Origin of the sequence: Desulfobacter curvatus DSM 3379 (genome assembly GCF_000373985.1) — a bacterium.
Lineage (GTDB): Bacteria > Desulfobacterota > Desulfobacteria > Desulfobacterales > Desulfobacteraceae > Desulfobacter > Desulfobacter curvatus.
This window is the reverse complement of sequence record NZ_KB893024.1, coordinates 15,987-27,923: the sequence shown is the minus strand read 5'-3', so window position 1 is coordinate 27,923 and position 11,937 is coordinate 15,987. Positions and strand designations below refer to the sequence as shown.

Sequence of the window (11,937 nt, the reverse complement as noted above, 5' to 3'; positions counted from 1 at the left end):
ATGACACGATCAATCCATGTCAATAAATTCTCATTACTTTTTTACATTTTTATTTTCAAGTAATGTGAATATTCTTAACTTAAAGCATGGAATAGGGATCCACATCAACTGCAATGGACACAGACGAAACCTTTTGAATTGCAGGGTCCCGGACCATGGCGGACACCATCCTGCTAAGATTACCCGATGAAGCGCCCTTGATAAGAATCTGCCATCGATAACGGGCGGAAATTTTCTGGATAGCCGCTTCAATGGGTCCCAAAATCTGGGCTTTGGGTTCCAGGGTATTGAGTTGTTCAAGGATATCTGCGGCAAGCCGGGCATGATCCCTTGTTTTATCTGCATTTTTTCCTGAAATCTTGAGCTGGATCATCCGGGAAAACGGGGGATACATTAACGCCTTTCTAAAGGGGGTTTCCTGGTTAAAAAATTCAAGGTAATCCTGATTTTGGGCGGCTTTAATGGTGAAGTGTTCCGGGTTAAAGGTCTGCATGATCACCTGGCCCGGTTCTTCTCCCCGGCCGGCCCGGCCCGCCACTTGTGCCAGCAGTTGGAAGGTGCGTTCACTTGCCCTAAAATCGGGCAGGCTTAAGCTTAGGTCCGCACAGATCACCCCCACCAGGGTAATGGCCGGATAATCGTGACCCTTGGCCAGCATCTGGGTGCCCACAATAATATCCACGGTGCGGTTGCGGATTTGACGTAAAATGGTCAGGGTGCTGCCCTTTCTGGCCGTGGAATCCTGGTCCATCCGGGCCACCCGGGCATCTGGAAACAGGGTTTTCAGCATGGATTCAATTTTCTCCGTGCCAAACCCGAAATTCCTGATTTTCCCGGTGCCGCAGTCAGGGCAGCGGATATCAGAGGTAAAAATATGACCGCACAAATGACATTTATAATGATCCGCGCCCTTGTGGAGGGTCATGGTCACATCACAATGGGGACAGCCCAGGGTCTTGCCGCATGAGGCGCAGACCGGAAAGGTGGAAAACCCCCGGCGGTTTAAAAAGATCAAAGCCTGGTTACCTTTTTCAAGGCAGGCACGGATGCCCCGGCCAAGCTCCGGGGTAATAATACTGTCTGTTCCCCAGGTTCCCTGGTACTTTTTCATATCCACCAGGGTGATCTCAGGCAGCGTCTGGTTATTCACCCGCCGGGTCAGTTCCAGCTTGAATAATTTTTCCAACATCACATTCCGGCAGGACTGCACCGAAGGCGTGGCAGACCCTAACACCACAGGACAGTTGTGCATTTTCGCCCGGACCACGGCAAGATCCCGGGCATTATACCTCAAGCCCGATTCCTGTTTATAGGAGTAGTCATGTTCCTCATCCACAATAATGATACCGATCTCCCGGATGGGCGCAAAAATCGCAGACCTTGCACCAATAACGATATTGACCTTGCCAAGGCTGATTTTCCGCCATTGATCCAGGCGCTCACCCTGGGAAAGCATGGAGTGGATCACCGCAATTTTCTCGCCAAACCTTGCCCTGAAACGCCTTTCGGTCTGGGAAATCAAGGCAATTTCCGGCACCAGTACAATGGCCCCCCTGCCCTTCTCCACAGCATCGGCAACCAGGCGCATATACACTTCAGTCTTACCGGAGCCTGTCACCCCCACCAGCAAACAGGGGAAGAAGTGACCTGCGCGGTCCTGAATCTCTTTTACAACAGCTGCCTGTTCATCGGTGAGTTCAGGCGGGGTATCCGGTGTTACCGGGTCCCCTAAAGGCCCCCTGAACACCCGGCGGCTGACCACATTCAGCCACCCGGCCTGGGCCAGGGGTTTGACCAAATTGGGTGCTGTGGGGACTTGCCGCCTAAGGATTGTCAAAGAAATTTCACCAGCCTCCCGGACAATGGAAAGAATCTTCTGACGTTTGACCGACATCCGGATTTGCCGGATCGGCGTCTGCCCGGGCAGGGAAATGAATTTTTCGGTTTTTATCCCGGCGGTCTCCTTTTGAAGTATGGCAGTGACCTGCACCAGCTCTTTTTTTTCAAGCCGGCGCAGAACAGCAGCCCCTGCAGGGTCCCGGCGGGAAAGGGATTTTAAAGAAATTCCGTCCTTTTCAGCGGCCAAACCCAGTACCCTGGCCTCTTCATGGGACAGGTCCCCGGCATCAAGAGCCTTTGCACCCTTTACCGTGACAAAGGCGCAAGAGACATCCATGCAGGAAAGACCCGCAGGTATTGCCGCTTTGATGGTTTCCCCTAAAGGATAGATATAATATGCTGCCACCCATTTAAAAAAAGCAATGTCGAATTCGGGAAACAGGGGATGGTCATCCAGCAAATCCAGCATATCTTTGGTCTGATATGGCCCGCTCTCCTTTTTTCCAGATAGGATATAGCCGGTAATCCGACGCCGTCCAAAGGGCACCAGAACACGCATGCCCGGGCAGGCATCAGCCCGGAACCTATCGGGAAGCCCGTAAACATAAGTCTGGTTCACAGGCAGGGTCACAGCAACCTCAATGTAGTCCGTGGAAATCATGGTGGGCATTGTGAAGGATAACTTTATGAATTTCAATATCCAAGTGACGGTCCCCAATAACAAAAGGAGTAAACCCCTTTTACCAGCAAGGGTTACACACCACATAAATACCGGTCAGTCAATTTTATGTTCTATTAAATTGACTTGTGGCTTTTTAAAGCAGACACAACATATTGCGGTTAAAAGGGTTTCTAAAAATCCCGGACTCATAGACATAGCCGTCACTCAATTCCTATCCTAAAAAACCTAAAAATTAAGGACAACAGCCCGGTTCAATATGTAGAGTATGGTTCGCCTATTGAAATTATTTCTGCTTATCATTGATTAACTTTGCAAACAAACTGAAAAAAACTGAGATGGGCCTCAATAATTGATGGATATCGTATTCAATATGGCTAAGCTAAATAAGGTTTTTAGACTTAACTTATCGGAATAATAGCAACGCGCTTTTTGATTTCGCCGAGAGGTAATCTTTTATTTGCCGTGTCCAGAAAATCAATACGAAAAAATTTAACATCATTATATCATCATGTTATGGGATCTCCATCAATAATTTGACCACATTCTCATCAGTGATCTTGACCAAAATTCGGGCATTTGGCCAGTTTTTCGCTTATAAAAAGGCCTTTTCCCATCAACCCCAGGGGGGCGTGTCATAATATATTATTTTTTCAAATCGTTAATAAATAGCCAATCCTTTTACGTGGCCACAATAACATCAAAAACCAAGACCGCGCTCAAACAACTATTATATCCCAGGGTTCGGGTTTGTTTATCATTGATAAAATTCATGGTTCCATGCTGTACAACCATTGTAAACCTGTCATCTTCACTGTTCTTTTCTAAATTTTTCAGTAATGGTGTTATTCGCAGCGTTGTTAAGAATTCTTGGACGATTGCTGTGGGAAACATCCCATGCCTGCCAACTGCAAACGGATTTGTTGCTCCCACACTGGACCAAAGGGGGTATTCGTACGAAAAAATACGGTTTCAATCTTGATCTTTTGGGGCGTTGTGTCAATATAGGATTCAACTAAACATTTAGGGCAAATTCCCCACGGATTTTACCTAAATCTTTAATAGCTTTATTTTGAATATTCCCAAAGAAACGGGATCTTATTTTGTATCGTGTCGGTATATTTTTTTGCTGGATGGCTCAACCGGCACGTTGAAAATATTGAGGTACCGCTTGTGAGGATGTGCTATGGTTTTTGTTCTGAAAACAGAAATTCCGGGGGTTTTAGGCTTAGACCCCAATAAAAGAGTTTTTTAGGCCTTCATATCAATTTAAACTAAAAAGAGAGGTCTGAGAGATGAGAAAAGTAACGCTTATACTTGTTGCAGTGGCTATTTCTTTGTCCTTATCAGCAATATTATCGAATGCGCAGCAAATGAGCAATATTCAGCAAGCTGATAGCATGCTGGGTCAGGGTAATGATCTTTTGCAGAGAGGTGATTGTGCTAATGCGAGAATGATGCTTATAAGGGCGTCCAATATGTATAACGATCTTTTTAAATCTTCCGGGCGGAGCGACAAGGAAACAATATTCTTCGGCCAAAGGACTGGCAGATCGGAAATAACCAGGGCAAAAGCCGAGCAATGCCTGGGTAATCATACCGAAGCCGTGGCTATAGCCAATAAATGGATGCCGCTGGGACAAAAGATTGGCGACGGTTACATTATTGAAAATGCTGCCAGAATCCTTAATTCCGAACAGCAGCAGCCAGGATATCAGAGCATGCAGCCTCCGGTCGGATATCCGCAGCAGCAATATCCGCAACAGCAGCAATATCCGCAACAGCAGCAATATCCGCAGCAACCGGGTAATAATGCCCAATATCAGAATGATAAAGACAAACAGCGATCTGACGATTATGGTAAATGTATCGAGAGATGCAATCAGATGTATCCAGGTATAGGTTTAGACGACATAACTGGCCTTGGTAACTGTTGGAATGATTGCCAAATGGACTACTTTCGTAGTGGAGAGTAATGTCCGGTTAGTTTTTTTGCTTTCTCGTTAACGTAACTACAATAAGTTACGTAAAAAACAAAGCTGGACAGTGGGGACATCCGTGCAAAAAGGTACGGTTTTGATCTTATTAAATAAGACATTATAACCGTAAGTTTCTGTTCAAATGTTCCCGCTGGTCCTTTACGGGACAAGTTCCTTTTTGAGGGGCGACAAATATAACATTGATTCCCCAGGACACGATTTCTATCAAGTCGATTTTTCAGAGACTGAGCATTGATGGTATGATTGAACTCTTTTTCTGAAATTATCCGACCACCAGATATTGTATCTGCCCGCAAACGCCACCAGTAAATTTTATATATTATTAACTTGGGCTCAGCTGATACAGTTGAACATCCATAATGTTGGTATCTTGGGTCGCCACAGGCACTTGCCCAAAGATCCCGTATAAATGAACTTGACTAAAAAATCCGGATGAATATGTCTCTAACATATATTTTTTTTTGATTAAAACTTCATCGAAGCCCTGTTCCCATCTTTATTTTTCTGGTTGATTCACTACAATCGGTGACCTGATGATTCTTCGTTTTAATAAGGAGCCGATCCTGTGACCCAACAATCAAAAGCTGCGGGTGTTGCCTTTCTCATTATCTGCCTGCTGACCATAGTCAAGTTTCTCCTGTACTGGATTTCCGGCAGTCTGGGTGTCCTGTCCGAGGCCTGGCACAGTCTTGCAGACATCGGTACCACTATGCTGGTCTTTATCTCTATTATTCTCCAGAAAAAAAAGGATTCGATTTCGGTATCAGGCGTTTCCATTGATCAGAAAACGTCTGATACCGAAAAGAAAAAAAATATTTTAGCCCGGGCATGGCAAAAAATCAGTACCGTCAATACCGAGCTCAAGGTAGCCATGACCATTGGTCTGATCCTGACGGTTGCTGCAATTTCAATTTTTGCAAAAGCAATATTTGCCGGCAAAGTGGCAGTCACAGCTCCGTTGACAACAGGCCTTATCTTTGTAGGCCTTTCCTTTGGTTCTTATTTTTTATCCCGGTTTGAAGAATTTGTCGGAAACTCACAAGATTCCGCTGCACTGATTGCCGACAGCCATCACAACCGCGCAGACATGGCAATCTCGCTGATAACCGGTATTTCCCTTATCCTTTATTACTTCAAAATCAATATGGACCGCTGGGTCGGTGTTATTATCTCTCTATATATCCTGACCTTTGCCCTTGAATTGCTGGTTAACTCAATGAAGGCCATTATCAAGGGCCGGCAGAAGATGAGTGTTGAACAAAAATTTACTTCCATAATCTGGAAAGCATGCAGAATTTCGACCTATAAAACCCATTGGTCCAACCTGGAAACCCAGCTAAACCTGGGCGACAAATCAAAAAATTTCCTGCATATCTTTTTCAAATGTATTCACAAAACAGCGCGATGGTCAGTCTGCGCCGCAACTGCAGCCCTTGTCATATGGTGGTGTTCAACAGCATTGTACACAGTGAAAAGCAATGAAAAAGCGTTGCTGTTTCGTTTCGGCTCAGTAATAAACAATTCTTATGATATTGGTCCCGGACTGCACCTTAAGTTCCCTTACCCCATAGACCGTGAAATCATCTTTAACACGGAGTCCATTCAATCCCTGGTCGTCGGCAATAGCACAACCGAAGAATCAGCCATGATTTGGAATACGGAGCATGGGGATAATAAAGCCTTTATTTCAGGCGATAATAACCTTTTTCTACCCTATATTATCATTCACTACAGAGTTAAAGACTACCACGGCTACTATCTCCACTATGAAAACGGCGTTCCTGAAAAAATGCTGTCATCACTGTCCCTGCAATTACTCAACCATATGTTTTCCAAAACAGCCTTTTATGACTTGATTCTAAACAAGCGGGGCCTTTGGACCAAGCAATTGTGCGGCCAACTGCAGCAACAAAGTGATGAACTGGGAATCGGGGTGGAAATTGTTTCCTTCTGCCTGCGGGATCTGCATCCGCCAATCAACCTGGCAGAGTCCTTTGAAAATGTTGTTGCCGCCAACCAACTCAAGGTCACCAGCCTGAACTATGCAGAACGAAAAGGTGCTTCCATTCAATCCAGAGAGCGCGTCAGGAGACGACGGACAATCAGTGAAGCCCAAGGCTATGTCATTGAAAAAAAACAGACCGCACAAGGAGAGGCCGCCAATTATCATTTGCGCTATCAAGCCTTTCAACAGGGGAAAAAAGTAATGAAAAAATTAATGTACCTGAAATCCGCAGCCAAAACACTTGACGGAAAAAAACTCTTACTTGTAGATCCGAAAAGCGGCGTTACCGAAGACCTCTTGTACATAGAAAATTTTATTGTACCACGCAGCTATTCTAAAGGAAGTGATTCATAATGAAGATTTCAGTTATCTCACAAATATTCAGATTACGGATTGCGATAATCTGCATCGGGCTTCCGGTGGCACTGGTGGGTTATTTTTCCCTGTTTACAGTGGCTGAAAATGAACTGGTCATACTCACCCGGTTCGGCAGACCTGTCCGTATCATCGAAAATGCAGGATTACAAATCAAACTGCCCGGTTTTTTTGAAAATGTAAATCGGTTCAACAAACGGTCGGATCTGTTTGAAACCCAGCCGACCCAATTGTTGCTTGGCGATAAAAAGCCAATCATAATAAGCTGCTATGTATTATGGAAAATTTATGACCCATTATTGTTTTTCCAAGCCATGGGGCAGGCATCCAATGCCGTGCTCAAACTTGGCGATATAGTCAACTCAAAATTGAGTATTGTTCTGGCCGATTACACCATTGACAACATCATCAATACGAATGCCGAGAACGTTCTTCTTGATAAAATTGAGGAACAAATCACCGAAACAGCCAATAAAAACAGCATCAAAAAATATGGTATCAAAATACAGCGTACCGGCGTGCAGCGGCTTGCCTATCCGTCAGTGGTCATCAATTCAGTATATGAACGGATGCGGTCAGAACGCATCAAGGAAGCGGATAAAATAAAGGCAGAAGGATATGAGGCGGCCGAAAAAATATCCATTGAAGCTGAAAAGCAGGCCCGGGAAATAAAAGCAAAAGCCCAGAAAGAAGCCCTTATCCTTAAAGGGGAAGGCGATAAGCAGTCCATGGAGATATACACCAAGGCTTACCAGGAAGGCGGTGAGTTTTTTAACTTTCTTCAGTCTCTTGAAACCTACAGCACCATACTGGGAAAAGACACCACCCTGATTCTTTCCACCGATTCCGAACTGTTTAAATATCTGCAGTTGGATGCCAAAGAGGCCCTGGGAAACAATTAATGCAAAAAGACGGAACCATACCACAGGCTCTGACAAAAGCAGGCCGGCAGCTGATAAGCATTTATTTAAAATGGCTTTTGCTGCTGGCGTTGTTCATATATTGTCTGAGCGGAATATATCAGATTAAAGGGGATGCGGTGGGCGTGCTTTCCCGTTTTGGCAAAATAGTTGAGCCGAGGGTCCTGCCCGGCCTGCATTACAAATTGCCATGGCCCATAGACAACATTGCAATTGTACCGACCAGAGAGGTCAAAACCCTGGTTATAAGTGATTTTAGTTCCGGGTTCGAAAATCAAGAAAAAAACAATGGTGCCTCCGGTTCCTTTTTCCGGAAAACCAAACTGGTCCCCTATTGTATCACCGGAGACAACAATATTATTGCCATCACTTTGGTCATCAAATACACAATTGATGACCCGGTACAATATCTTTATGGGATAACCAACCCTGATTACTTTATGGAACGTTGCACAGCCGACTTGATTGTCCACCATTTAGCCTGTTTGGAAATTGACAAAATTTTAACCTTTGGGAAAAAACAGCTTGAGTTTGATATCCAAAAGGAGCTGATTAATAAACTTGCGCAATTTAACACCGGCATACGCCTGACATTTCTGGAAATCAAGGAAATTATCCCTCCGGAAAAGGTGCAGCAGTATTTTGATAAAGTGATCAACGCAGAGGTGGAAAAGAAAAAAGTACTTAATCAGGCCCAGGGGAAATATAACCGCGCTGTTCCTGCGGCCAGATCAGAGGCCAATGCCATCGTTCAGAACGCCCGTTCATATAAAAGTAAAAAAGTCCTTGCCGCCGAAGGGGAAGCATCACGATTTTCTTCCCGTTATCAAGCATACAAAGAAAATCCCAAAGCAAATCTTGAGAAAATTTATCTGGAATTCATTAAGACCTTATATCCAAATCTTGGCGAAATCCGTGTTGTTAAGAACCATGGGCATGACCCCATAAACACGCTTTTAATCCCACCTATTACAAAAAAATAACTACAAGCCGCTTCTAAATTTCAGCAATCCGATTCCCAATTAAATTTTAATTTGTTGGCAATGTTTAATGAACATTGCCTTGATATAGCTTTCATTGTTTGTTGTGGGTTGAGTCTGGGCGTTGATAGACCAGGTCGGCCCATGGCCGTTATTTTAATGTACTAAAATCGTGGAGGGATTTTGATGAAAAAAGGAGCAATAGCACTTTCAGTAGGCTTACTACTGGGTATGTTAGCAAATCAAGCCGAAGCAGCGGATACAGTTACAGGTAAAGTATTCTGGGACCGGAACGAAAATGGTATTCAGGAGACTTGGGAACGTGGAATTCCTAAAGTCTGTGTGTCAAATGGCAGGGAAGTCACCCAAACCGACAGAAAAGGTATATATCAGTTACCTGCCTATGATGACATGGTCGTTTTTGTCATCAAGCCCAGTGGCTGGATGACACCTGTGGATGAAAATAACCTGCCGCAGTTCAGTTATATCCATAAACCGGCGGGTTCTCCGGATGAAATTCAACGATTCAGGGGGATTGAACCCACTGGATTACTGCCGAACATGGTTAATTTTCCTTTGTACAGAGTCGGTAAAGAATTTTCTTTCAAGGCCATTATCACCGGTGATACACAGGTCTACAATGACCGTGAAATTAACTTTTTAAGAGATTCTTTGGTTAAAGAAGTACAAGGTACAAAGGCAAGTTTCTGTATTTCCATGGGTGATAACGTTGGTGATGATTTAAGCCTCTATCCCCGTTATCTGGACGTAATGTCCCAAATGGGTATTCCCGTCTATTATGTACCCGGCAACCATGATCTGGATTTTGACGCCCCCAGCGATGAAGATTCCTTTGATACGTTGAAAAGCTACATGGGTGCCAGCTATTATTCTTTCAACTATGGCGATGTCCATTTTGTCATCCTTGACAGTGTTGAGTATCCCAGCGAAAGCTCCAGCAGCTATAATGGTAAAATCAGCGATGCTGAAATGGAATGGCTAGCCAATGACCTGGCCTATGTTCCCAAGGATAAACTTATTGTCCTGAATATGCATATTCCCATCGTATCCGACCTTGACCGCGGAAATGAGCAGCATCAGGTGGATAACCGTGAAGCGCTTTATGCACTTCTGGACGGCCGCAAGGTTGTCTCACTGGGCGGGCATACCCATACCCTGTCACACTTTAAAGCCGGTGATGAGCTTGACGGCTGGGGGCAACAAACGCCTTTTGACCAGATTATCGTCGGCGCAGCCTGCGGCAGCTGGTGGTCCGGTGACCTGGATGATACCGGGGTGCCCGTATCCTATATGAGGGACGGTGTCCCCCGTGGCCACATGGTCTTCTCTTTCAACGGCAACAACTACGAAGATATCTACAAGGCCGGTGCCAAGGCATATGATAAGCAGATTCACCTTGCCTTCCTGACAGATGATTTCCAGTCATGGTATGACAGCAGAGCTGCCGGCGAAAACGTAACCATCACGGATCTTGAAAACAGGAATATCGTTTCAAGTGCTCAGCTTTCAAACGTGAAGCTGGTGGCAAACGTCTGGGGAGCCAACAAAGAAGATAACGTTGTTTTCATCTTTGATAAGAATACTGTGGTTACTGCAGAATACTCAGAGGATGTGATGGACCCCTATGCCCTGCCTCTGGAAATGTATGTTCTCCGCGGTGTCCCCGGGTTTGCTCTTTTTGATAAAAACTGGGACGACGGCACTTTTATGGGAACCCAGTACGGACCCGGTGAAGCCGTTGACCTTGGCGAGTGGCTCCATACCACAGCAGGACGTTCCACCCATTTATTCCAATGCAACGTTCCCGCCGACCTGGAAGCAGGTGCTCATAGTGTTGAGGTTGTCACCAGAAACACCCATGGCAAGGTCTTCAGGGAAACACTCGTTTTTGAAGTCGAATAGCTGAATTACAAAACAAAATAATCGGACAGAACTAAGTATTGAAACATATTGCCTTCAACCAGAAATACAGTTGCGGCATTTTGTGCCTGTATTTCTGGTTGACCGGCCATAGAGTCGGACCAAGCAAACTCGTGTAACGATTTGTTAATCAAAAGCTTTTTTGAACAATCGGCTTGATTCGACCCATCCATTGAGCTGAGGGGCCGAGTCTGGTTCTAACAGGCAGTATCGTCAGAATTATCTGGTAATTTCGAGTGCCATGTCAGGCCAGGCAACGGCAAGAATGATGCCTACAATTACCACAAAACGGCCCCGACTTTTTGGATCAGGGTGCACTCTGAAAATCTCTCTTTTTGCGTAATATTCTTTTAAGCGCTTAAATTCTTCTTCTCATGCCTGCACCTGCACAAAACAACAACCCACAAAAAGTCAACAACAGTGATGACGGTACAGGCACGGCTGACGTCATAATCTTTAAACCAACCACATCGCTGATGAAATCGGCGTCACCACTATAATAGCCTCCGTTTCCATCAAGATACCAAAGGCCTTCAACTAAGCTTAACGCGTAATGCTGGAGGCCATAGTAGTCCCATCCGTTATCATCTGAGTCCGTAACATAGATTCCTGTATAATTGCCCAACTCATCATATTCAAAGCCCCAGGCAGTGATGGAGTGCCCTCCTATATCTGCGTTAAATATACCTAAAGAGACACCGTAGCCTTCCTCCATCCACGCGTCAATCAAGGACAATGCATTGCTGAAACCGTCGGCACCAGCGGCTTCAACCCTCATATAATCATCAACGTCCAAATCAGTATAAAAAGCACCTGCACTGGGATCTTCTACCTGGGCCCAGTCACTTTCCCCCTGGGGAACATAGGTTCCGGAAAACCACCACTCATAAGCATAATTTTCAAGGCTGCCCCCGTTACTGAATGCATTGTTAAAATAACTAAAAAGATCAGCCGCAGAACTGCCGGCCACAGCACCCCAGCCAGTATAATTGAGAACATTTGATGAAGCGGCAGCCCAACAAAGCGATGAGTCGTCAGCCCCTGACTTATCCACATCCGTCCATGTTCCGCCCCAGTCATCATAAATAAAATATGTGGCCGCAAATGCGTTGGCCGAGCTGAGCAGAACCAGGGCAACACCAACCATTAAAATCTTTTTGAAACGTCCCAACAACGAATAAAACCTTTTCATAACATA

7 protein-coding genes are annotated in these 11,937 nt (G+C 45.1%); 5 read left to right on the top strand and 2 right to left on the bottom strand.

The window, feature by feature from the left end; genetic code table 11:
* Positions 1-79: 79 nt before the first annotated feature.
* Positions 80-2,509: a replication restart helicase PriA gene (gene priA / locus B147_RS0109610; RefSeq protein WP_020586996.1), complete on the bottom strand. Its 2,430-nt coding sequence runs from the start codon at positions 2,507-2,509 to the stop codon at positions 80-82.
* Positions 2,510-3,813: 1,304 nt separating this feature from the next.
* Between priA and B147_RS0109595 the strand changes: the two genes are divergently transcribed.
* From B147_RS0109595 to B147_RS28000, 5 genes are all read left to right on the top strand, one after another.
* Entirely contained in the window at positions 3,814-4,494 is a 681-nt protein-coding gene (locus tag B147_RS0109595; RefSeq protein ID WP_020586993.1) for a hypothetical protein, read from the top strand.
* A gap of 589 nt (positions 4,495-5,083) precedes the next feature.
* Positions 5,084-6,877 (top strand): cation efflux transmembrane domain-containing protein, encoded by a 1,794-nt coding sequence (locus B147_RS0109590; protein ID WP_020586992.1) that lies wholly within the window; start codon positions 5,084-5,086, stop codon positions 6,875-6,877.
* Positions 6,877-7,800 carry a protease modulator HflC gene (gene hflC / locus B147_RS0109585; RefSeq protein WP_020586991.1) on the top strand — a complete coding sequence of 308 codons (924 nt, stop codon included), beginning with the start codon at positions 6,877-6,879 and terminating at the stop codon, positions 7,798-7,800. Before B147_RS0109590 ends, hflC begins: the two co-directional genes overlap by 1 nt.
* Positions 7,800-8,801, top strand: coding sequence for an FtsH protease activity modulator HflK (hflK, locus tag B147_RS0109580; RefSeq protein ID WP_020586990.1), 1,002 nt, complete (start codon positions 7,800-7,802; stop codon positions 8,799-8,801). The genes hflC and hflK overlap by 1 nt, the downstream gene beginning before the upstream one ends.
* A 228-nt stretch (positions 8,802-9,029) precedes the next feature.
* Positions 9,030-10,721 (top strand): calcineurin-like phosphoesterase C-terminal domain-containing protein, encoded by a 1,692-nt coding sequence (locus B147_RS28000; RefSeq protein ID WP_020586989.1) that lies wholly within the window; start codon positions 9,030-9,032, stop codon positions 10,719-10,721.
* Positions 10,722-11,097: 376 nt separating this feature from the next.
* Here B147_RS28000 and B147_RS0109565 read toward each other — a convergent pair whose 3' ends face one another.
* Positions 11,098-11,931, bottom strand: a complete 834-nt coding sequence (locus B147_RS0109565) for an IdeS/Mac family cysteine endopeptidase (RefSeq protein WP_020586987.1) — start codon at positions 11,929-11,931, stop codon at positions 11,098-11,100.
* Positions 11,932-11,937: the final 6 nt, after the last annotated feature.

Coding starts and splice junctions, on each gene's coding strand:
- priA (WP_020586996.1), bottom strand. CDS start 2,509: ATGCCCACCATGATTTCCACGGACTACATTGAGGTTGCTGTGACCCTG.
- B147_RS0109595 (WP_020586993.1), top strand. CDS start 3,814: ATGAGAAAAGTAACGCTTATACTTGTTGCAGTGGCTATTTCTTTGTCC.
- hflK (WP_020586990.1), top strand. CDS start 7,800: ATGCAAAAAGACGGAACCATACCACAGGCTCTGACAAAAGCAGGCCGG.
- B147_RS28000 (WP_020586989.1), top strand. CDS start 9,030: ATGTTAGCAAATCAAGCCGAAGCAGCGGATACAGTTACAGGTAAAGTA.
- hflC (WP_020586991.1), top strand. CDS start 6,877: ATGAAGATTTCAGTTATCTCACAAATATTCAGATTACGGATTGCGATA.
- B147_RS0109565 (WP_020586987.1), bottom strand. CDS start 11,931: ATGAAAAGGTTTTATTCGTTGTTGGGACGTTTCAAAAAGATTTTAATG.